This is a genomic window from Pseudomonas zanjanensis (genome assembly GCF_014268745.2).
Taxonomy (GTDB): Bacteria; Pseudomonadota; Gammaproteobacteria; order Pseudomonadales; family Pseudomonadaceae; genus Aquipseudomonas; species Aquipseudomonas zanjanensis.
Genome location: NZ_JABWRB020000001.1, coordinates 207,768 through 227,505 on the forward strand (window position 1 = coordinate 207,768; position 19,738 = coordinate 227,505).

At 60.7% G+C, this 19,738-nt stretch carries 25 protein-coding genes; 23 read left to right on the top strand and 2 right to left on the bottom strand.

Annotation, left to right across the window (positions count from 1 at the left end; all coding sequences use genetic code 11):
* The first annotated feature begins 103 nt into the window (after window positions 1-103).
* The 20 genes from HU715_RS00970 to recX all read left to right on the top strand — a co-directional run bounded on the left by HU715_RS00970 (window position 104) and on the right by recX (window position 15,656).
* Entirely contained in the window at window positions 104-451 is a 348-nt protein-coding gene (locus HU715_RS00970; RefSeq protein ID WP_003198314.1) for a phage tail tube protein, read from the top strand.
* Entirely contained in the window at window positions 448-744 is a 297-nt protein-coding gene (locus HU715_RS00975; RefSeq protein ID WP_045155211.1) for a phage tail assembly protein, read from the top strand. Before HU715_RS00970 ends, HU715_RS00975 begins: the two co-directional genes overlap by 4 nt.
* A gap of 130 nt (window positions 745-874) precedes the next feature.
* Window positions 875-2,449: a phage tail tape measure protein gene (locus HU715_RS00980; protein WP_186705537.1), complete on the top strand. Its 1,575-nt coding sequence runs from the start codon at window positions 875-877 to the stop codon at window positions 2,447-2,449.
* Complete coding sequence (locus HU715_RS00985) at window positions 2,436-3,674, top strand: DNA circularization protein (protein ID WP_186705538.1); 1,239 nt, start codon at window positions 2,436-2,438, stop codon at window positions 3,672-3,674. Before HU715_RS00980 ends, HU715_RS00985 begins: the two co-directional genes overlap by 14 nt.
* A 3-nt stretch (window positions 3,675-3,677) precedes the next feature.
* Window positions 3,678-4,718 carry a phage baseplate assembly protein gene (locus tag HU715_RS00990; RefSeq protein ID WP_186705539.1) on the top strand — a complete coding sequence of 347 codons (1,041 nt, stop codon included), beginning with the start codon at window positions 3,678-3,680 and terminating at the stop codon, window positions 4,716-4,718.
* Between the two features lie 287 nt (window positions 4,719-5,005).
* Entirely contained in the window at window positions 5,006-5,515 is a 510-nt protein-coding gene (locus tag HU715_RS00995) for a phage baseplate assembly protein V (RefSeq protein ID WP_186705540.1), read from the top strand.
* Window positions 5,515-5,913 carry a phage GP46 family protein gene (locus HU715_RS01000; RefSeq protein WP_186705541.1) on the top strand — a complete coding sequence of 133 codons (399 nt, stop codon included), beginning with the start codon at window positions 5,515-5,517 and terminating at the stop codon, window positions 5,911-5,913. Before HU715_RS00995 ends, HU715_RS01000 begins: the two co-directional genes overlap by 1 nt.
* Window positions 5,903-6,943, top strand: coding sequence for a baseplate J/gp47 family protein (locus tag HU715_RS01005; protein WP_186705542.1), 1,041 nt, complete (start codon window positions 5,903-5,905; stop codon window positions 6,941-6,943). Before HU715_RS01000 ends, HU715_RS01005 begins: the two co-directional genes overlap by 11 nt.
* Window positions 6,931-7,530, top strand: a complete 600-nt coding sequence (locus tag HU715_RS01010) for a YmfQ family protein (protein WP_186705543.1) — start codon at window positions 6,931-6,933, stop codon at window positions 7,528-7,530. Before HU715_RS01005 ends, HU715_RS01010 begins: the two co-directional genes overlap by 13 nt.
* Before the next feature lie 10 nt (window positions 7,531-7,540).
* Complete coding sequence (locus tag HU715_RS01015) at window positions 7,541-8,695, top strand: phage tail protein (protein WP_186705544.1); 1,155 nt, start codon at window positions 7,541-7,543, stop codon at window positions 8,693-8,695.
* The gene (locus tag HU715_RS01020) at window positions 8,692-9,201 is read left to right on the top strand and encodes a phage tail protein (RefSeq protein WP_186705545.1); all 510 of its coding nucleotides are present in this window, start codon (window positions 8,692-8,694) and stop codon (window positions 9,199-9,201) included. The genes HU715_RS01015 and HU715_RS01020 overlap by 4 nt, the downstream gene beginning before the upstream one ends.
* Window positions 9,202-9,229: 28 nt before the next feature.
* Complete coding sequence (locus tag HU715_RS01025) at window positions 9,230-10,324, top strand: phage tail protein (protein ID WP_186705546.1); 1,095 nt, start codon at window positions 9,230-9,232, stop codon at window positions 10,322-10,324.
* Window positions 10,325-10,331: 7 nt separating this feature from the next.
* Window positions 10,332-10,892, top strand: coding sequence for a tail fiber assembly protein (locus tag HU715_RS01030; protein WP_186705547.1), 561 nt, complete (start codon window positions 10,332-10,334; stop codon window positions 10,890-10,892).
* A gap of 117 nt (window positions 10,893-11,009) precedes the next feature.
* Window positions 11,010-11,921, top strand: coding sequence for a gp53-like domain-containing protein (locus tag HU715_RS01035; RefSeq protein ID WP_186705548.1), 912 nt, complete (start codon window positions 11,010-11,012; stop codon window positions 11,919-11,921).
* Window positions 11,922-11,934: 13 nt separating this feature from the next.
* Window positions 11,935-12,366, top strand: a complete 432-nt coding sequence (locus HU715_RS01040; protein WP_186705549.1) for a phage tail assembly chaperone — start codon at window positions 11,935-11,937, stop codon at window positions 12,364-12,366.
* Between the two features lie 24 nt (window positions 12,367-12,390).
* Window positions 12,391-12,954, top strand: a complete 564-nt coding sequence (locus tag HU715_RS01045) for a glycoside hydrolase family 19 protein (RefSeq protein WP_186705550.1) — start codon at window positions 12,391-12,393, stop codon at window positions 12,952-12,954.
* Window positions 12,936-13,472 carry a lysis system i-spanin subunit Rz gene (locus HU715_RS01050; RefSeq protein WP_186705551.1) on the top strand — a complete coding sequence of 179 codons (537 nt, stop codon included), beginning with the start codon at window positions 12,936-12,938 and terminating at the stop codon, window positions 13,470-13,472. Before HU715_RS01045 ends, HU715_RS01050 begins: the two co-directional genes overlap by 19 nt.
* A gap of 71 nt (window positions 13,473-13,543) precedes the next feature.
* Window positions 13,544-14,044, top strand: coding sequence for a CinA family protein (locus HU715_RS01055; protein ID WP_186705552.1), 501 nt, complete (start codon window positions 13,544-13,546; stop codon window positions 14,042-14,044).
* 83 nt (window positions 14,045-14,127) lie between these two features.
* Window positions 14,128-15,180, top strand: coding sequence for a recombinase RecA (gene recA / locus HU715_RS01060; RefSeq protein WP_014336835.1), 1,053 nt, complete (start codon window positions 14,128-14,130; stop codon window positions 15,178-15,180).
* An 8-nt stretch (window positions 15,181-15,188) separates the two neighbouring features.
* The gene (gene recX / locus HU715_RS01065; RefSeq protein WP_186705553.1) at window positions 15,189-15,656 is read left to right on the top strand and encodes a recombination regulator RecX; all 468 of its coding nucleotides are present in this window, start codon (window positions 15,189-15,191) and stop codon (window positions 15,654-15,656) included.
* Window positions 15,657-15,700: 44 nt separating this feature from the next.
* On the opposite strand, the gene HU715_RS01070 is transcribed toward recX, so the two are convergent.
* On the bottom strand, window positions 15,701-16,819 hold the full coding sequence (locus tag HU715_RS01070; RefSeq protein ID WP_186705554.1) for an LOG family protein: 1,119 nt from the start codon (window positions 16,817-16,819) through the stop codon (window positions 15,701-15,703).
* Window positions 16,820-17,272: 453 nt separating this feature from the next.
* On the opposite strand from HU715_RS01070, the gene HU715_RS01075 reads away from it, so the two are divergent.
* Window positions 17,273-17,467: a hypothetical protein gene (locus HU715_RS01075; protein ID WP_186705555.1), complete on the top strand. Its 195-nt coding sequence runs from the start codon at window positions 17,273-17,275 to the stop codon at window positions 17,465-17,467.
* Here the strand turns inward: HU715_RS01075 and HU715_RS01080 are convergent, their stop codons facing one another.
* Entirely contained in the window at window positions 17,468-17,890 is a 423-nt protein-coding gene (locus HU715_RS01080; RefSeq protein ID WP_039594352.1) for a quorum-sensing-regulated virulence factor family protein, read from the bottom strand.
* 184 nt (window positions 17,891-18,074) lie between these two features.
* On the opposite strand from HU715_RS01080, the gene HU715_RS01085 reads away from it, so the two are divergent.
* Window positions 18,075-18,821, top strand: coding sequence for a tRNA-uridine aminocarboxypropyltransferase (locus HU715_RS01085; protein WP_186705556.1), 747 nt, complete (start codon window positions 18,075-18,077; stop codon window positions 18,819-18,821).
* A 214-nt stretch (window positions 18,822-19,035) separates the two neighbouring features.
* Entirely contained in the window at window positions 19,036-19,689 is a 654-nt protein-coding gene (erdR, locus tag HU715_RS01090) for a response regulator transcription factor ErdR (protein ID WP_186705557.1), read from the top strand.
* The last annotated feature ends 49 nt before the right edge of the window (window positions 19,690-19,738 follow it).

Genomic DNA, 19,738 nt, shown 5'->3' on the forward strand with positions numbered 1-19,738 from the left:
GCTCAGCGGGAGCAAGCTCCCTCGCCACAATGATGTAAACAAACCTTAAGTGAACAGCACTGGCCCACCTTGCGTGGGCTTTTTATTGGAAGGGAGAAACACCATGGGTCAACTGATTGCGGGCACCTGCTACGTCAAAGTGGACGGCGCTCAACTGACCATCAATGGCGGCTGCGAAGCGCCACTGATGTTCACCAAACGTGAAACCGTCGTACCGGGTTTCTACAAGGAAACCGACATCGCCCCGTCCTTCAAGGTGACGGCGCTGCACACCGCGGACTTCCCGCTCAAGCAGCTCGTGGCCGGCACCGACATGACGGTCACCTGCGAATTCAACAACGGCAAGGTCTACGTGCTGGCCGGCGCCTACTTGGTGGAGGAGCCGGTGTCCAAGGGCGACGACGCCACCATCGAGCTGAAATTCGAAGGCATCAAGGGGACCTGGCAATGACTGACGTCGTGACGTTGCGCGTGGCCATCGAGGCCCACGGCGAGCCATTGAGCGAGCTGACCCTGCGCCGTCCGACGGTGCAGGAAGTGCGGGCGATCAAGGCGCTGCCCTACAAGATCGACAAGAGCGAGGAGGTGAGCCTGGACATGGACGTCGCGGCCAAATACATCGCGGTGTGCGCCGGTATCCCACCGTCCTCGGTCAACCAGTTGGACCTGGCTGACCTCAATGCCTTGAGCTGGGCCGTCGCGAGTTTTTTCATGAGTGCGGCGTCGCAGCCATCGGCGACCTGATCGCCGCCGCCTATGACCTGGCCTGGTTCTGGAAGGTTGACCCCGAACAGATGATGGCCAGGCCACTGGACGTGCTCCGTGAATCCTTGGAGCACGCGCAACGGATCAATGCGATGCAGCAGGTGCAGTGATGGCAGACACAGAAAAGGTAGAGAAAAAAGCAGTGCTGCTGACGGGCATTGACGAGCTGTCACCCAAGCTCGCGAGCCTTCGTGCGAAGGTCGCCAGTTTCAAGCAGAACCTCGATGCCACGGGTTTGGGCAGCCTGGATATTTCCGGCCTGCTGCCCAGCGGCGGCCTGACCCAACCGTTCATGGACGGGCTCAAGTCGGCGCTGGCCTTCAAGGGGGAAGTCGGCGCGGTGAACGCGGCGGCCAGCGCCCTGCAGGCGCCGGAAGCGCCTCGTGTGGCGGCACAGAGCCTGGATGGATTGAAGACTTCCATCAGCAACGTATCGGTGCAATTCGGTTCGGCGCTGGGGCCTGCGGTCAACGCGGTGGCGGTCAGTTTGCAACCCATGGTCAGCAGCGTGGCCCAGGTGCTGCAGGACAATCCGCAACTGGTGCAGGGCCTGGCAACGGGCGTCGTGGCGTTCAACGCGATCCAGACCGCGGTCAGCGGCGCGAGCCAGGCCATGGAGGTGGTCAACCTGGCCATGAAGATGAACCCCATCGGCTTGATTGCCATGGGCATCGCCCTGGCGGCAGGGATGATCATCGCCCACTGGACGCCGATTTCGGCGTTCTTTGCCGGGCTCTGGCAACGACTCGCGCCGATCGTGCTGCCCATGGTCGAGTTCTTCAAGACGATGTTCGCCTTCACCCCGATGGGGTTGGTGATCAGCAACTGGGGGCCGATCAGCAGTTTTTTCGGCGCGCTCTGGAATGTGCTGGTGGCGGCGGCAACGCCCGTCATCGGTTTCATGCAGACGCTGTTCGCCTGGTCACCCTTGGGTTTGATCGTTGCCAATTGGGCGCCCCTTACCGGCTTGTTCGCGGCGATCTGGGACCTGCTCAAGGCCTTGACCGTGCCGGTGATGGACGCCCTCAGAGGACTGTTCGATTGGACGCCGCTGGGACTGATCATGGCCAACTGGAGCACGATCGGCGAGGTCTTCGCCGGGATCTGGGAAGGCATCCGCAACCAGGTGTCGATCATGCTGGCGGTGTTCAGCGGCCTGTTCGACTGGTCGCCCATCGAAGGCCTGACCCGACAATGGGGGCCGGTGGGCGAGTGGTTCAGCCAGTGGTGGAGCGAGTTGCAGGCGGTGATCGCGCCGATCAAGGCGTTTTTCAACGGCGGCTTCGGCGAGATGATCACCTCGTTCACCGGTAAGGTCGAAGGACTGACCGAGGCGCAGCGCGCCACCAATGCCGAAGGCAAAGGTGAGCTGGCGCCAGCGTTTTTTGGTGGGGCCGGCGAACAGCCTGCGGGCCTGTCATCCAGCCTGGCGCCATCGTCCGCCACCGTGCCAGCGAAAACCTCGCTGGCGCCGGGCGCTTTGCCGCAAACCTCCAGCGCCCTGGTGCAACAAAGCGCCGCCAACAACCGCATGCAACTCGAAGGCGGCCTGACCGTACGCTTCGAAAACGCGCCGGCCGGGCTGCGCGCCGATCCGCCCCAGACCAATCAGCCGGCCCTGGCGGTGAGTTCGCGCATCGGCTATCGCTCACTTTCCGCAGGAGGTTCCAATGAGCTGGCGTGATCGTTTGTTGCCGGCGTCGTTTCGTGGCGTCGGGTTCTGGGTCGATCAGGCGAAAACCCCGGTCGGCCACAAGGGCCAACTGCATGAATATCCGCAGCGCGACCAGCCGTTTTTCGAAGGGCTCGGCCAGCAGGCGAAGATTCATGAGTTGACCGCGTTCATCGTCGGCCCCGATTGCCTGGAGCGGCGCGACAAGTTGCTCAAGGCGTTGGAGCAGGGCAGTGGTGAGCTGGTGCACCCGTGGCTGGGACGCCTGCAAGTCAAGGTCGGCGAATGCGACATGACCCAGACTCGCCAGGACGGCGGGCTGGTGACGTTCGCCCTGAAGTTCTACCCCGACCAGCCGCTGCAGTTCCCCTCGGCCACGATCAACAGCCAGAAACTGCTGCTGGTCTCGGCCGATAGCTTCCTCGGATCGGCGGTGCGACGCTTCGAAGACGCCATGAGCTTGATCAAGGCTGCGCGGATCGGCATCGCGGACCTGCGCAACAGTCTCAAGGATATCTACGGCGTGATCGAGCAGGAGCTCAAGCCGTTGATCGAGACCTATCGGCAACTCAGCGATCTGGTCAAGGCGGTGAAAGAATTGCCCAAGGAAGTTGTGGCCGAGTTCAAGGGGTTGTTGGGCGACATCCGCGAACTGAAGGACTTTGCCCGTGACGGCTATCGCGGCGTGATTGCCAGCGTGTCGCAACAGGTGGAAGCCATTCGCAAGGCCGACGCGCCCAAACTCACCACCGGCAAGGACACCACGGCGGCAGCCCAGGCCGTGGCCGACCTGGTGCAGGACACGCTGCTGGTGCAGGCCGCGCAATGGATTGCGGCGATGCCGGTGGCGGCGCCTGCGGTCAAGTTGGGGGCCACGCCGTCGGTGGCGCAACAGGCCGTGCAACCGATCCAGCGCCGGGACGTGCCGGTGGCCGACGATGTGCTGGCCCTGCGCGATGCCCTTAACGATGCGATCTGGCAGGCCTCCCTCAAGGCAGATCCGGAGCACTACCAGGCGATGAACAACCTGCGCCAGCAAATGGCCGCGCACTTGACGGCGGTGGCGTCGTCGGGTGTAAGGCTGATCAACCTGTCGTTCAAGCAAAGCCTGCCGGCGCTGGTGGTCGCGTACCAGCAATTCGCCGATGCCACCCGGGTGACCGAAGTGACCCAGCGTAATGGTGTCGCCCATCCGGGTTTCCTGCCGCCCAATGACCTGAAAGTCTCGGGGGAGTAAGCCATGGCCGAACTCGACAATGCTGTTTCGCTGACCGTCGGCGGGCTGGATTACGGTGGCTGGAAAAGCGTGGAAATCAGTGCGGACCTGGAGCGCCAGTTTCGCACCTTCAAACTCGACATCACCTGGCAATGGCCGGGGCAGACCCAAGCGGTGCCGATTCGCCCGGGGGATGAATGCCAGGTGCGCATTGGTACCGACCTGGTCCTCAGCGGCTATGTGTTCAAGGCGCCTGTCAGCTATGACGGCCGGCAGATCAGCCTGAGCATCGAAGGCGGCTCCAAGACCCAGGACCTGGTGGACTGCGCGGCCATCAATCGCCCGAGCCAATGGCGTGGGCAAACGCTGCTGAGCATCGTCCAGGCCCTGGCGGCGCAATATGGCGTGGGGGTGGTCAGTGAAATCCCCGAAACGGCGCGGTTGAGCGAGCACAGCATCGTACCGGGGGAAACGGTCTTTCAATCCATCGACCGTTTGCTGACGTTGTTCCGCGTGTTTTCCACCGACGATGCCCAAGGCCGCGTGCTGTTGGCCAAGCCCGGCAGCGGTGGGCGGGCCAGCGATGTGTTGGAGTTGGGCAAGAACATTTTGTCGGGCAACGCACCGATGGACTACAGCCAGGTGTTCTCCGAATACCGGGTCATCGGTCAGCACAAGGGCAATGACCAGCAGAGTGGGGCGGCGGTGAGCGAAGTCTCCGGCACCGCCACCGATTTGAGCTTCAAGCGCAGGCGTGTGACGGTGATCAGCGAGAGCGCGCAGTTGACCTTCGAGCTGGCCCAGCAACGGGCCGATTGGGAAAGCGCCATTCGCAGCGGCAGGGCCCTGACCACCACCTATCGCGTGCAGGGCTGGCGCCAGGCCAATGGCGACTTGTGGCGGCATAACACGCTGGTGCGGGTGATCGATCCGGTGCTGGGGTTCGACGGTGACATGCTGATTTCCAAAGTAACGTACTCGCTGTCGGCACAAGGCTCCGTCACCACCCTGCAAGTCGCGCCGCCGCACACCTTCGACGCCAACCCGGTGCCGCCCAAAACCTGAGCCCCACGCTGCTGCCTGCCACCACAGTTCCCCTGTGGGAGCTCGCGATGGCGGCGTGTCAGCTTGCATCAACGTTGGAGGTGCCGCCGTCTTCGCGAGCAGGCTCGCTCCCACAATGTTTCGAGACTGCCTCCAAATTTCTGCCCACCGCAATCCCCTGTGGGAGCGAGCCTGCTCGCGAAAGCGGTGGGCCAGCTTGCATCAATGTTGGAGGTGCCGCCGTCTTCGCGAGCAGGCTCGCTCCCACAGGTGTTCTGCAGCCAAATCCGATTCTGAAGGAAAACCCAATGAGCCTACTGACCCGCCTCCTGGCGCGCGGCACTGTCGTGCTCGCCAACTCGGCCAGCAAGTTGCAATCGCTGCAAATGCGCCTCACCGCCGGCGAAGTGAACGACGACATGGAGCACTTCGAACCCTACGGTTTCACCAGCAACCCGCTGGCCGGCGCCGAAGGCATCGCCACGTTCCTGGGGGGCGACCGCTCACATGCCGTGGTCCTGGTGGTCGCCGATCGCCGCTTCCGCCTCCAGGCCTTGGCCCCGGGCGAAGTGGCGCTCTACACCGACGAAGGCGACAAGCTCCACTTCAAGCGCGGCCGTGTCATCGACATCCAGACCGCCACCCTGAACATCCGCGCCAGTAGCGCGGTGAACATCGATAGCCCGGTCATCAACCACACCGGCAAGATTGTCTCCCAGGGCGACCAGATCGCCGGCGGCGTCAGCCAGATCAAACACGTGCACGTCGGCGTACAGGCCGGCAACGGCCAGACCGGCGCCCCGGCGGGAGGCCAATGATGTTCATCAGCCAGAACCTGCACGCCGCGCTGACCCGCTCGGTGCTGATCAGTCTCTTCACCTGGCGTCGTGCCGCCGCCGACGATGCCGTCGATGACGAGGAACGTTTCGGCTGGTGGGGCGATACCTTTCCCACTGTGGCCGACGACCGCATAGGCTCGCGGCTGTGGCTGTTGCGCCGGGTCAAGTTGACTCGCCAGACCCAGCTCGACGCCGAATTCTATGCCCGCGAAGCCTTGCAATGGCTGATCGACGACGGCCATTGCAAGGCCATCGACATCATCAGCGAACGCCTCGACGCCCAGCGCCTGAACCTGCGCACGGTCCTGACCCTGGCTGACGGCGAGCGCCTGGACATCAACCCCGATAACAGTTGGCAGGTGACCTATGCCGTTTGAAACCCCTTCGCTGCCGGTGCTCATCAAACGCGCCCAAAGCGACCTGGCCAGCGATTCGCTGCGCCAGTCCGATGCCCAAGTGCTGGCCCGCACCCTCGGCGGCGCCGCCTATGGCCTGTATGGCTACCTGGATTGGATCGCCGAGCAAATCCTGCCGGACAAGGCCGATGAATCCACCCTGGAACGCATCGCCGCCCTGCGCCTGAACCAGGCGCGTAAGGCCGCCCAGGTGGCGAGCGGCAGTGTCAGCTTCACCGCCACGGCTGGCGCTGTGCTGGATGTCGACACGCTGCTGCAATCGACCGATGGCCGTACTTATAAAGTGGTCACCGCCGGCACCACCAGCAATGGCTTGAACACCGCCACCGTCGCAGCTCTGGAGGCCGGTAGCCTGGGCAATGCCGAGGCCGGCCTGGTGCTGACACCGGTGCAGCCGCTGCTGGGCATTGGTAATCGTTTCACCGCGCTGGCGCCAGGGCTGACCGGCGGTGTCGCCCGGGAAAGCCTTGAATCCCTGCGAGCCAGGGTGATCCGTTCCTATCGCGTCATTCCTCACGGCGGTTCGGCCCAGGACTATGAAACCTGGGCCCTGGAAATTCCCGGCATCACCCGCGCGTGGTGTCGGGGCAGCTACCTGGGACCCGGCACTGTCGGCCTGTTCGTGATGCGCGACGACGATCCGCAGCCGATCCCCAACGCCGAGCAATTGGAAGAAGTACGAGCCTATATCGAGCCCTTGCGTCCGGTGACCGCCGAGCTGCATGTGCTGGCGCCAACGCAAGTGCCGGTGAGCTACAAGCTGCGCATCACCCCGGACACCAGCGCCGTGCGGGCGGCCATCGAGGCGCAACTGCGCGATTTGCATAACCGCGAAGCCGGCCTCGGCGAAACGCTGTTGCTGAGTCATATCGCCGAAGCCATCAGCAGCGCCACCGGCGAAACCGACCATAAGCTCAGCGCGCCGGTCGCCGACGTGGTCGCCGCCAGCAATCAGTTGCTGACGTTCGGAGGCTGCACATGGCTGGAATAAGAACCGCCGAACAGTACCAGGCCCAACTGCGCAGCCTGCTGCCCAGCGGGCCGGCGTGGGATCCGGAGCGTGTGCCGGAACTGGAGGAAGTGCTGCAAGGCATTGCCCAGGAGCTGGCCCGCCTCGATGCCCGTGCTGCCGACTTGCTCAATGAGATGGACCCGGCGGGGGTGAGTGAACTGGTGCCGGATTGGGAACGGGTGATGACCCTGCCTGATCCGTGCCTTGGGGCTACGCCGCTGTATGACGATCGTCGCTTGGCGGTGCGTCGGCGGTTGTTGGCGGTGGGCAGCCAGGCCATCGCCTATTACGTGGAGATCGCCAAGAGCCAGGGTTACCCCAACGCCACCATCACCGAACTCAAGGCGCCGCGCATGGGCCGCGCACGGTTCGGCGAGGCGCATTTCGGGACCTGGCAGGCGCAATTCATGTGGACCCTCAACACCGGCGGCCGCCTGCTACTGGGACGCCGCTTTGGCGCCAGCTATTGGGGCGAACGTTTTGGCGTCAATCCAGGCTCGGCCTTGGAGTGCCTGATCCACCGCAGTGCGCCGGCGCATACCAAGGTCCACATCAATTATGACTAGGGAGTAACGGATGGATTATCCGAAGAGTGTGCCCAGCGCCGGGTTGGTGAATGGGAAGTTCGTCGATGAAAACCCATTGACCGGGACGCCGGGGTCGTTGATTCCGGCCGCTTGGGGAAATGGGGTGACGCAGGAGATCGTGAATGTCATCAAGGCGGGGGATCTGACGCCGGATGAAACCCAGAACGATCAATTGCTCGAGGCGATTCAGTCGGTCACGGCCAAGGGCTGGAACCAGGACCTCGCGCTTCCGATCACCGCGTTGCCGCTGCCAACGATTGCGACCGCGGACGCCCGCCTGGCGGTCACGCCAATGGCACTGTCCACCAGCGGCGGCCGTGTTTCGATTCCGGCGGGTGTGTACATCTGCATTGGACAAGAGGTGGTAAGTGGGCGCTTGGCTCGATCACGCACTTACGTGACGTCGGCGTGGAGCAGTGCCGATTTGTTGCCCAGCGCCAGTTATTTTCTACGCGCACAGGTCATTGGCGGTGCGCTGAGGTTCTATATGCAGCGTGGAAGCTTGTATGACCTTGCGCCGGAATCCTTCAAGGGGACTGTCGACGGCGCGTCCGGCGGCGGGTTTCCATCCACGCCCCTGGACCTGTGCCTGGCCTGGGTGATGACCGGGGCGCCGGGCTCGTTGCCGACGATTCGCACGATCTACAACCGTGCTCAATTGAGCTGGACGCAAACGGTGAATGGCAGCGGTGTGGTTTATCTGCCGCTGGATCCCCATGCCCGCGCAGCGCGGCTGGTGGCGGGTAATCCCACCCCCGCGTCGAACGTCATCACCTCGCTGGCGTTTGTTCAGTCCGGATGGCTTGGCGGTAACTACAGTTATCTGTCGCCCGCCGCGACTACCCCCGGCAACAATGCGGTGGGATGGGCAAGCCCGTCAATGTGTGTGCTGTTCTCCAATAACGTCGCCAATGACGTGACGGTTTCCACGGTCACGGCCAGTTTCGATCATTCCCAATTACGTTCGCTTTGGCAGTGCTATCAGGCCGAGCACACATTGGGTGCAACCACTGCGGACAGCGACGAGTTGCTCTTAAGCATGGGGATCAAGGGGCACCAGGCCCTGACGGATTACAGCGTGGGCATCGGCGTCAACTTCATCAACGCAGTCAATGTTCACCTGTCCTGGGAGCTCATCCGATGAAAGTCATTCAAGAATTGCATCAGTACGAAGATGGGCTTCGCCCGCCTGCGCCTTCCGCGGCGCATATCTGGGTGGACGATACCTGGGTGCTTACCGAAGAGAATGCTGCCGAGCAATTGCGCCAGGAAGCCGAACGCCTGTGCGCCAAGATCGACGCCGCTGCCGACAACGCCCGTCGCACGTTGGCCGGTGACCCCTTGCGTGCCTTGGAATACCAACAAGCCGCCCTGGAGGCGCAGGCTTTCAAGGATCAGGGCTACCCGAAAAAAGCGGTGCCGTTGTCGGTTTCCGCTTGGGTCGTCAAAGGCCGCACGGCCAGGCAGGCAGCGGATCAGATTCTCGCCAAGGCTACTGAATTCGACGCGAACCTGGTGGCGCTTCGCGAGCTGCGCCTCAAGGCCAAGGCACAGGTTCGTGGGCACATCGCCAAAGGCAAGGCGGATCTCGCCGCCCAAGTCGCTGATGACGTGCTTGCGACCCTCCGAGCGCTACCTCTTCAGGCTTGAGCCCGGTCTCATAGAGAGAAAATAAAACATGGATTATCCAAAAAGTGTTCCCAGCGTCGGGCTGGTGAACGGTCGGTTTGTGGATGAAAACCCCGTTGAGGGCTCGCCAGGATCCTTGATCCCCGCTATGTGGGGTAACAGCGTCACACAGGAAATCCTGGGGGTGATTGCGGGCGCCGATATGGCGCCATCCGAAACGGACACCAACCAGCTTTTCAAAGCTGTTCAGAAAATTATCGGTACTACCACCCCTACACGCTCGGTGGTTACACGGCTGACCCTGTCGAAAGCGCTGACGGCAAATGAACTTGGCCTCGTATTGATTGATGCCAACGCTGGCGCCACCTCGATCGGGTTGCCCCCGGCCAACGTTGCCCTGGGTGTTCGAGACGTCATCATTCGACGCCTGGACAACAGTGGCAATCGTCTGGTGGTCCAGGCGGCCGGCACTGATCGAATCAAGTTCCATACCCATCTTTCGGCTGTCGGTTATCCGTTCCTGGTATTGATGGGCAGTGGTGACTGGTGGCATTTGCGCAGTGATGGGGCAGGGAGCTGGTGGCCCATGGGCCGGTTTGACAACACGCCTTTGGGACGCCCGTTTTTTGAAACGACTATCCAATTGAGCCCGGGAGGTTACGGTGCGTTAAATGGCACCGTCATGAAGCGTGCTGAATGGCCTTGGCTCTGGGATCACGCCCAGCAGTCTGGAATGCTCGGCACAGAGGCCACTCGGGAAGGTAATGAAGGCAAATGGAGTTCTGGTGATGGCGCGGTCACTTTCCGTGCGCCAGAGGGACGAGGTGAGTTCCTGCGAATTCTGGATGAAGGGCGTTCTGTGGACGCCGGACGGGCGATGGGGACCTTTCAACCCGGCACTGTCCATTCTCATGCACTAGGAGCACAAGGGGCTGGTGCGGTTGGATCAAGGTGGTCCGATAGCCTTACCGGATTTGGTGCCAACACTCGCGAAGAAATCAAAATCATCGGGGACTTGGTTAATGGTGGTCCGACTTTTCCGGCCGGGACCACTTACCAGATGGATCCGGCCAATACGCTGCTCTACTCGTTCAGGTCCCGCCCGCGCAACGTCGCCTATCCCGCGCGTATAAAACTAATCTGAGGTGTCTGTGTTTTATTATCTATTCGATAAAGCCGGCGCACTGTCCGGGCCCGTGGAGTTTTCCGTAACGCCGGGTATTGGCGTTCAGATCCCCAGCAATGCCGTTGAAATTTCCTTTGAGCTACCGTCGCCTGAAAGTGGCCGTACGTGGGCGCTGGTCAATAATATTCCGCGAGAGGTGGTTGATCAGCGCGGTTTGGTTTATCGCAAGGAAGATGGCGGCCAACAGCTATGGAGCGAACTTGGAGAATTGCCAGCGGCATTCACAATTGAACCCTGGCCGGGTAATTATCACATCTGGAAAGACAACACCTGGCAGTTCGACGCTGAGTCACAATTGAGCGACCTCAAGGCCCAGGTTCTGGCCCAGCGTGATGCTCTTCTTCGCGATGCGGTTCTGCGTATAGCTCCGCTTCAATACGCCGAAGACATCGGTGACGCCAGCGACCAGGAGCAACTGGCGCTGATGGAATGGAAGCTCTACAGCGTTGAATTGAATCGAGTCCAGCATCAGGTCGGTTTTCCAAGTGATATCAACTGGCCGGTCATGCCCGAGCCTGGCGCTTAAGCTCCTCCACAGAAGCCCATTCTTAAAATCTCAATTTCCCATGCCGCTGCTGAATGAATCAACAGGCGAGACTTCATATCGCCTTCGTTTCGCCGCTGGCCAATCTGGAGAGAAAAGTTGGATTATCCAAAAAGTATACCCAGTGCGGGTTTGTCGAATGGCAGGTTCGTGGATGAGGATCCGCAGGCGGGTACGCCGGGCTCCTTGATTCCCGCCAGTTGGGGCAATGGTGTGACGCAGGAGTTGCTGAGTGTCATTCAAGCTGCTGGGATAGCGCCGTCGGAAACCCTCTATAACCAATTGCTCACAGCCTTGCGCGGTAGCGGGCTGTTTCTTACCGCGCCGCTCTTCGATAACAGCAGGACTGTCGCAACGACTGAATATGTACTCCGCAGCGGGATGCAGTATGGCGGATTCGATGTTTACAACACCGGGGCGACATTGGCCCTATCGAATGTTGGCGGAGTTGCCAGTTTCGCCAGTAATACACCCGTTACCGCCAGGCTGCCGGCGACAACCGAAATCATACAGGGCGCCACCGTAACGATTGTCAATGCGGGATCGGGCATCGTTACAGTTTCGACGGCATCCGCTGTTGATGTGCTATGTGCTTCGAATGGTGCGCAGGGAACAATCACTATCGGTCTGGGTGAAACGGCGGAGTTCATTAAACTCAATAACCAATGGCGTCTTGTTGGCGGTACGGTGGCGTTGAAGTATTCGGCTATGTCCACTTCGTCATTGCAACCCAATGGCTGGAAGCGGACACCCGATACAACGAGTCCGACGGGATATGTTATCGAGCAGTGGGGTGTTTCTTCCAGCGGAGCGGATGCCAACGGCGTCCTCGTAACGTTTCCTATGTCCTTCCCTAACGCCGTTAGAAACATAGTAGTGACCGATGGAGGTCCCACCTGCGCGTCGTTTGGTGTGTCCACAGGCTCGCTGAGCCAGTTCAGGCTTTATGGGCGGGACTACAATGGCGCCTATTCAAATTGGACGGGACTATGGCGAGCGATAGGTTATTGAAGGGGAGGTGAATATGTTGATTTTTTATGCTCAATCCACGGGCGGGTTCTACAACTCTATCGATCACGCTGACAGTCTTCCTGAAGACGCGATCAGGATCAGCGATGAAGAATATCGGGCATTGTTTGCTGCACCCTTCCTGAACCAACGTATCGAGTCGGACGGCAAAGGTCGTCCGGTACTCTTGGAACTGTCCGTTAATGAGCTCTCGGTACGAATGGCCAGTGAAAAGAGTTGGCGTGATGCATCGCTCGCAGCAACCGACCGCCTGATCGCGAGGGATCGCGACGAAATGGATGACGGCGGCGGTACGACGCTGGACCAGACGCAGTACACACAGCTCCAGGCTTACCGTCGGGCGCTGAGGGACTGGCCGCAGGATGAGCATTTTCCAGCCGCCGAGTATCGTCCGGTTGCGCCATCCTGGCTGGCCGGACATCTTTGATCATGCACTGGCGATGACCTGAACATGGACCTTACGCAACAGCAACTCATCAACATCATGCCCAACGCCCGCGCCCAAGCGGGCGTTTTCATTTCCGCGCTGAACACCGCCATGTCGCGCCATCGTATCGACACACCCAAACGAATGGCCGCGTTCCTGGCCCAGGTCGGTCATGAGTCGGGACAATTGCGTTATGTACGCGAGCTGGGCAGTGAGCAATACCTGAGCAAATACGATACCGGAACCCTGGCCGTTCGCCTGGGCAACTCGCCCCAGGCTGACGGTGACGGTCAAAAATACCGTGGTCGAGGACTGATCCAGATTACCGGCCACGACAACTATCTGCGTTGCAGCCTCGGCCTGTTCGGCGACGAACGCCTGCTGGCCTTGCCTGAGCTTCTTGAACGGCCGCAATGGGCCGCCGAATCCGCCGCCTGGTTCTGGGAGCAGAACGGCTTGAACGAATTGGCCGACCGCGATCAGTTCAACACCATTACCCGCCGTATCAACGGCGGTTTGAACGGCCTGGAGGACCGCCTGCAATTGTGGGCGCGGGCGAAGGAGGTGTTGTGCCAACCTTCGACCTGATGCCCTTTTCATCCCGTGCCCTGGGCGTTGTCGTGTTGCTCGCGCTGCTGGCCGGCGGTTCGGCGCTGCTTGCGTGGCGGGTCCAGGATTGGCGTTACGGTCACCAGTTGGCCCGGCTCGCACAGGCCCAGGCCGAAACGCTGAATCAAATCACCCAGGCGGCTGCGATGCAGCAAAAGGCCGAGCAAGACAAACGCCTCACCCTGGAACAACAACTCGCTGCCAGCGAACAAACCCATTACCGAGCCTTGAGCGATGCCCAACGTGACCAGGATCGCCTGCGCGATCGCCTTGCTACTGCCGATGTCCGGCTGTCAGTCCTCCTCGACGCCGACGAGGTTGCCGCCGGTTGTGCAGTGCCTGCCGCCGCCCGCGCCAGCGGCGTGGATCATGGCGCCCCACGCGCCCGACTTGACCCGGCGCATGCTCAACGAATTATCGCCATCACCGACGCCGGTGATCGCGGATTGATCGCGTTGCAGGCTTGCCAGGCCTACATCAGGGCCCTGGGTCAGTAGTCTGGCGAGCCTTGCAAGCTTCGATCGCTCGTGTACGGTAGGCCCCAATTGCGTGGAATCAGGAGAGCACCATGGACGACATTACCGAACTGGCCGCGGAACTGGGCAGGCGCCTGCAGCGGCTCAATGCCCATGTGACCACAGCCGAGTCCTGTACGGGCGGGGGGATTGCCGAGGCCATCACGCGGATCCCCGGGAGTTCGGCCTGGTTCGAGGCCGGTTATGTCACCTATTCCAATCGTCAGAAGAGCCAGCAGTTGGATGTGCCCGCCGAGTTGTTCGAAAAGGTGGGGGCGGTCAGCCGCGAGGTGGTCGAGGCCATGGCGCTAGGTGCCCAGCGCAAAAGCCTGGCGCGGTTTGCCGTGGCGGTCAGCGGCGTGGCCGGGCCGGACGGGGGCTCGCCGAGCAAACCGGTGGGTACCGTGTGGATCGCCTGGAGGGTCGGCGAGGCGGTGTACAGCGAGCGGAAACTCTTCCCAGGCAACCGCGACGAGGTCCGCCGACAAACGGTGAAGGCCGCGCTAGACGGGCTGTTACAACATGCCGCCGTAGAAATCTCAAATCAGGGGTAGGCGATCCCGGATCGCTGTGGAATAATACTGGCTACTTATACAGGTGTTGGCCGCCAGGCCTTATTGATTACGTGAGGACTTTAATGGACGACAACAAGAAGAAAGCCTTGGCTGCGGCCTTGGGTCAGATCGAACGTCAATTCGGCAAGGGTGCCGTAATGCGTATGGGCGATCAGGACCGTCAGGCTATTCCTTCCATCTCCACCGGCTCCCTGGGCCTGGACATTGCGCTAGGCATTGGCGGTCTGCCAAAAGGCCGAATCGTTGAAATCTACGGTCCTGAATCGTCCGGTAAAACCACACTGACCTTGTCTGTGATCGCCCAGGCCCAAAAAGCCGGTGCGACCTGCGCCTTCGTCGATGCCGAACACGCCCTGGACCCGGAATACGCCGGCAAACTGGGTGTCAACGTCGACGACCTGCTGGTTTCCCAGCCGGACACCGGCGAACAAGCCCTGGAAATCACCGACATGCTGGTGCGTTCCAATGCGGTTGACGTGATCATCGTCGACTCCGTGGCTGCACTGGTGCCAAAGGCTGAAATCGAAGGTGAAATGGGCGACATGCACGTGGGCCTCCAGGCTCGCCTGATGTCCCAGGCCCTGCGTAAAATCACCGGTAACATCAAGAATGCCAACTGCCTGGTGATCTTCATCAACCAGATCCGTATGAAGATCGGCGTGATGTTCGGCAGCCCGGAAACCACCACCGGTGGTAACGCACTGAAGTTCTACGCCTCGGTTCGCCTCGACATCCGCCGTACCGGCGCGGTGAAAGAAGGTGACGAAGTGGTCGGCAGCGAAACCCGCGTCAAGGTCGTGAAGAACAAGGTGGCTTCGCCGTTCCGTCAGGCCGAGTTCCAGATTCTTTACGGCAAGGGAATCTACCTCAATGGCGAGATGATCGACCTGGGTGTGTTGCACGGTTTCGTCGAGAAGTCGGGCGCCTGGTACGCCTACAACGGCACCAAGATCGGTCAGGGCAAGGCCAACTCGGCCAAGTTCCTGGCGGATAACCCGGAAGTTGCCGCGGCCCTCGAGAAGCAGCTGCGTGACAAGCTGTTGAGCCCGGTGGCAGACGTCAAGTCCGTGGCTAATCGCGAGCCCGTTGACGACCTGGCTGATGCCGACATCTGATTGATCCGATGACCGTCGTACTCGATACCCTCGTCGCGGTGCGGCGAACCGCGATGGACCTGCTCGCCAGACGCGAGCACGGTCGGGTCGAGCTGACGCGTAAACTGCGTCAGCGCGGCGCAGCCGATGAGTTGATCGACACAGCCCTCGACCGCTTGACTGAAGAGGGCTTGCTGTCGGAGTCCCGTTACCTGGAAAGCTTCGTCGCTTATCGTGCTCGCTCCGGCTATGGTCCTTTACGCATTCGTGAGGAACTGGGCCAACGCGGCTTGCAACGCCCGGACATCGAACTTGCCTTGCGCGAAAGCGGTATCGATTGGCAGGAGCAACTGACGGACACCTGGCGTCGCAAGTTCTCAGGGCATTTGCCCATCGATGCACGGGAGCGAGCCAAGCAGGGGCGTTTCCTGGCGTACCGAGGGTACTCCATGGAAATGATCAACCGCTTGTTCAGCGGTCGCGGTATGGATGATTAATAAAAACGGCCCGCTATTTCGATAGCGGGCCGTTTTTTTATAGCTCAGGTTACCTTGATCGGCTCCCATGTGAGGGGGTGGGTCTTCTGGGTGGGCTGGGCCCAGTTTTCCGGCAGGTTGATGTAATCCACCAGCTCCCTCAAGCGACCGTGGTTGCGAGCGTTGAAGGCGAACGTCAGCCGTGTCAGATGACTGAATCGGGCCTCGTCGTGCTCTTCACCGCTGTAGTCATGTTGATGAAAACAGTCGTTCAGGCACAGGTCGGCAAAATCCACCTGCATCTGCTGCACCGCCTGTTCGCTTAGCTTGTGATTCATGCGGATCACGAACTGGTGCTTGAGCCAGCGACTGGAATGGAAGTTGCGGTAGAACTGGTTGATCTCTTCCACGGCCTCCTCGGCGTTGTATACCAGGCGCATGAGCTTCATGTCTGTGGGCAGGATGTAGCGATTCTCCTCCAACTGCTCGCGGATAAAATCCAGGGCGCCTTGCCAGAACTTGCCTCCGGGAACATCCAGCAGGACCACCGGTACCAATGGGCTTTTACCGGTCTGGATCAGCGTCAGGACTTCCAGCGCCTCATCAAGCGTGCCGAAACCGCCGGGACAGAGCACCAGTGCGTCGGCCTCCTTGACGAAAAACAGTTTGCGGGTAAAGAAGAAGTGGAATGGCAACAGATTCGACGTGCCTTCAACGGTCGGGTTTGCGTGCTGTTCGAAAGGCAGGGTGATATTGAATCCCAGGCTATGGTCACGCCCTGCGCCTTCATGGGCCGCAGCCATGATGCCACCGCCGGCACCGGTGATGACCATCATGTCCGAGCGGGCCAGCGCAGCGCCCAACTCTCGGGCCAGGCCGTACAGAGGATGTTCGATGGGCGTTCGGGCCGAGCCGAAGACTGTAACCTTGCGCCGGCCCTTGAATTGTTCGAGCGTACGGAAGGCCTGTTCCAATTCCCTTAGGGCTTGAAGCGTAATCTTGGCATTCCAGCGGTTGTGATCCTCCTCGGCCATGCGCAGCACAGTCAGGATCATGTCGCGGTAAATGGGGAGGTTGGGGCTGTCGGGGGATACCAGGTTGAGTTGTTCTTCGACCTTGCGGGTGAGGTCGTGGCCGTGATTCTCAAAATGACGATTGAGCAGGTCATTCGGTTTATAAGGCATTCAGCTTCTCCTTCTTAACAGGACCCCGGCCCGAACGAGAGATTCGTTCGGGCCACGACACTCCGTGTGTCGTTGTCAGCCCAGGCATCGGCTGGCGGCTGACCTGGCTTGACGCGGTCTGAGGCAGGGCGACCAAGCCATCCAACGGGTTCTGTTTTTCCCTTTGATAAAAACAAGCACGCCAAAGTGTTGGCCGGACAGGCTCTTTCTGCCCGGTGCAACTGCTAAGAATACTTTTGAATCTAGCCGATCTTTGCTGTCCTGATCATGGCGCTCAAAAGTGACCGTTGGCAACCGCTGGATAAGCGCACGGAAATATCGCGCCGCTCGTCAGATTGCCGGCCGACTGCGTGTCGCTCTGATTTACTGATAACAAGCGTGCCTACGTAATTGACGCCCAGGGCTGGGTGCCACGTGATGGATTGAAGCGGATCGGGCAGGGAGGCGGGAGAGATGGCCAGGGTGACTCTGGAACTCGACAGGCAGTTGTACTTGATGCTGTTGGAATCGGCACAGGCCAATCGGGTGAGTCTTGAGGAAGAATGCTGTCGCCGGCTGGGCGGGCGAGCATGGCGCTCGCGCTATCTGCAGGCGCTGGTGGCGGAACTGCGCGCCGACGATGAGCAGCGGCGCGCAAGCTCGGGTTGATTACTTCTTCGTCTTGGCGGGTTTCGGGCAATCCGATTCCTGGAAGCGTTCGGTCGCGACCGGACGGTTGGTCTTAACCTCGGTAAATTCATAGCGCATCGTCGCGCCCTTGGCCATCAACTTGCGAAAGCCCGGATTGGTGCACACCGTGGAACCCAGTTGGAAATACACGGCCTTGGGGTCTGCGCGCATTTTCTGGGCATGGCTGCTTTGCACGCTGAGGTGGTTGATCAGCTCGGTGCCTTCGACGGTATAACCTTGGTCGAGAATGTCTTCGTTGATCGCCCGTGGCGTGCCGACGCTACTTTCCTTGGCAACGTTCTGCAGCATCTTGTTCAGTTCGAGTTCTTTCAGCGACGCGGCCTGAGCGCTGATGGACGTCGCCAGCAAAACGGCAACGGTAGGGACGATAAGGCGCAGCATGAAACTCTCCTGGTTCAGTGACTGGTGGTTCGACCGATCACATGACTGTGCGTTCAGTGGCCGGGGATTATAGGGGAGCCCGTGTGGACGGTACAGGTTCGTGCGCTCTGGTAGAATGCCGGCCTTTATTGCCCTGCCGAGTGTTGTTCGTGTCGAGTTCTCCTGTCCGTCGGCGTTGCCCACGATGAATCACGCCCCTAACGCCGTAGCCCGCCTGCGCGACCAGCGCATCGATGAAGGCATCAAGCCGATTCAGGCCCGGGGCTGGCGCGCGCCCCGTTGCAGCGCCTGCCGTGTGATCGAGAGCCATTGCCTGTGCGCCTGGCGTCCGAGTGTCGAGACCCGTTCCGGGGTTTGTTTGATCATGACCAACAAGGAAGTGTTCAAGCCAAGCAATACCGGTTGGCTGATAGCCGATGTGGTGCGGGACAACCATGCGTTCATCTGGTCGCGCACCGAGGTCGATGAGCAATTGTTGGCGTTGCTGAACGATCCGCAGTGGCAACCTTACCTGGTGTTCCCCGGCGAATATGTCGAGCCATCGCGAGTCACCCATACGGTGGAACTCGATCACGCCAAGCGTCCGTTGTTCATTCTGCTGGACGCGACTTGGACGGAGGCGCGGAAGATTTTCCGTAAAAGCCCGTATTTCGACCGGCTGCCGATCCTGAGCCTGCTCCCCGACAGACTGTCGCGCTACCGCTTGCGCCGTTCGACCCGCAGCGAGCACTTGTGCACCGCTGAGGTGGCGGCGTTGTGCCTGGAGTTGGCGGGGGACAGCGACGCCGCGTCGGCCCTGGATGCCTATTTCGATGTGTTCAGCCAGCATTACCTGGGCGCCAAGGGCCAGCGGGAGGTGAACCTGTCGACCCCGGCCCATGCCGAGTTGCAACCCTTCATCCGTACGCCGCAGGCAGTATTGGCCCAATAGTGGCCCATACTGGACAAAGGGGCGGCCGTGCTGCTTGACCACCCTGGCTTCGCTGGGCATGCTTGGCGCCGACCAGGGCGCCGCCCACTGTTTGAAACGCTATGTTTGGCGTTGAACGTGCCCCTGTGGATGCCGTCGCCGGGCGGTGTCTCGAGTTGTCTTGGCGAGGCGCGAATGCATCGGGCCTGCCATTAAAAACAGGATCATTTGAAAAATGGCCACATACGAAATCCTGATTGCCGATGACCACCCGCTTTTTCGCAGCGCGTTGCATCAGGCAGTGACCCTGGGCCTTGGCCCGGCTGTCCGGTTGACGGAGGTGGCCAGCATCGCGGAACTGGAGGCCCGGCTGACGGACAAGGCCGACTGGGACCTGGTGCTGCTGGACCTGAACATGCCCGGTGCCTATGGTTTTTCAGGGCTGGTGCTGTTGCGCGGCCAATATCCGCAGATCCCCGTGGTCATGGTCTCGGCCCAGGAAGAAGCCTCGGTGATGGTCAAGGCCCGGGAGTTCGGCGCCAGTGGCTTCATACCCAAGTCCAGTTCCCTTGAAATGATTCAAAAGGCCGTGAAGGCGGTCCTGGACGGCGACGTCTGCTGGCCTCCCCAGGCGTTCGAAGCGGTGAGTGTGTCCGAAGAAGCCAAGGCCGCCAGCGCGGGCCTGGCCAGCCTTACACCGCAGCAGTTCCGGGTGTTGACCATGGTCTGCGAAGGCTTGCTGAACAAGCAGATTGCCTATGAACTGAACGTGTCGGAGGCCACCATCAAGGCCCACGTCACGGCGATCTTCCGTAAACTGAACGTACGCACCCGGACCCAGGCGGCGCTGTTGCTGCAACAACTTGAGTCAATTTCGCCGCAGGCTTGATGCGCTGCTTCACGCTTTTTTGACCGGGTTTGAATTAGTTTCTCCACTC

Coding starts and splice junctions, on each gene's coding strand:
- HU715_RS01075 (WP_186705555.1), top strand. CDS start 17,273: ATGGCCAGGGTGACTCTGGAACTCGACAGGCAGTTGTACTTGATGCTG.
- HU715_RS01070 (WP_186705554.1), bottom strand. CDS start 16,819: ATGCCTTATAAACCGAATGACCTGCTCAATCGTCATTTTGAGAATCAC.
- recA (WP_014336835.1), top strand. CDS start 14,128: ATGGACGACAACAAGAAGAAAGCCTTGGCTGCGGCCTTGGGTCAGATC.
- HU715_RS01080 (WP_039594352.1), bottom strand. CDS start 17,890: ATGCTGCGCCTTATCGTCCCTACCGTTGCCGTTTTGCTGGCGACGTCC.
- HU715_RS00980 (WP_186705537.1), top strand. CDS start 875: ATGGCAGACACAGAAAAGGTAGAGAAAAAAGCAGTGCTGCTGACGGGC.
- HU715_RS00995 (WP_186705540.1), top strand. CDS start 5,006: ATGAGCCTACTGACCCGCCTCCTGGCGCGCGGCACTGTCGTGCTCGCC.
- HU715_RS01045 (WP_186705550.1), top strand. CDS start 12,391: ATGGACCTTACGCAACAGCAACTCATCAACATCATGCCCAACGCCCGC.
- HU715_RS00970 (WP_003198314.1), top strand. CDS start 104: ATGGGTCAACTGATTGCGGGCACCTGCTACGTCAAAGTGGACGGCGCT.
- HU715_RS01085 (WP_186705556.1), top strand. CDS start 18,075: ATGAATCACGCCCCTAACGCCGTAGCCCGCCTGCGCGACCAGCGCATC.
- HU715_RS01005 (WP_186705542.1), top strand. CDS start 5,903: ATGCCGTTTGAAACCCCTTCGCTGCCGGTGCTCATCAAACGCGCCCAA.
- HU715_RS01055 (WP_186705552.1), top strand. CDS start 13,544: ATGGACGACATTACCGAACTGGCCGCGGAACTGGGCAGGCGCCTGCAG.
- HU715_RS00975 (WP_045155211.1), top strand. CDS start 448: ATGACTGACGTCGTGACGTTGCGCGTGGCCATCGAGGCCCACGGCGAG.
- HU715_RS01025 (WP_186705546.1), top strand. CDS start 9,230: ATGGATTATCCAAAAAGTGTTCCCAGCGTCGGGCTGGTGAACGGTCGG.
- HU715_RS01000 (WP_186705541.1), top strand. CDS start 5,515: ATGTTCATCAGCCAGAACCTGCACGCCGCGCTGACCCGCTCGGTGCTG.
- HU715_RS00985 (WP_186705538.1), top strand. CDS start 2,436: ATGAGCTGGCGTGATCGTTTGTTGCCGGCGTCGTTTCGTGGCGTCGGG.
- erdR (WP_186705557.1), top strand. CDS start 19,036: ATGGCCACATACGAAATCCTGATTGCCGATGACCACCCGCTTTTTCGC.
- HU715_RS01040 (WP_186705549.1), top strand. CDS start 11,935: ATGTTGATTTTTTATGCTCAATCCACGGGCGGGTTCTACAACTCTATC.
- HU715_RS01020 (WP_186705545.1), top strand. CDS start 8,692: ATGAAAGTCATTCAAGAATTGCATCAGTACGAAGATGGGCTTCGCCCG.
- HU715_RS01015 (WP_186705544.1), top strand. CDS start 7,541: ATGGATTATCCGAAGAGTGTGCCCAGCGCCGGGTTGGTGAATGGGAAG.
- recX (WP_186705553.1), top strand. CDS start 15,189: ATGACCGTCGTACTCGATACCCTCGTCGCGGTGCGGCGAACCGCGATG.
- HU715_RS00990 (WP_186705539.1), top strand. CDS start 3,678: ATGGCCGAACTCGACAATGCTGTTTCGCTGACCGTCGGCGGGCTGGAT.
- HU715_RS01010 (WP_186705543.1), top strand. CDS start 6,931: ATGGCTGGAATAAGAACCGCCGAACAGTACCAGGCCCAACTGCGCAGC.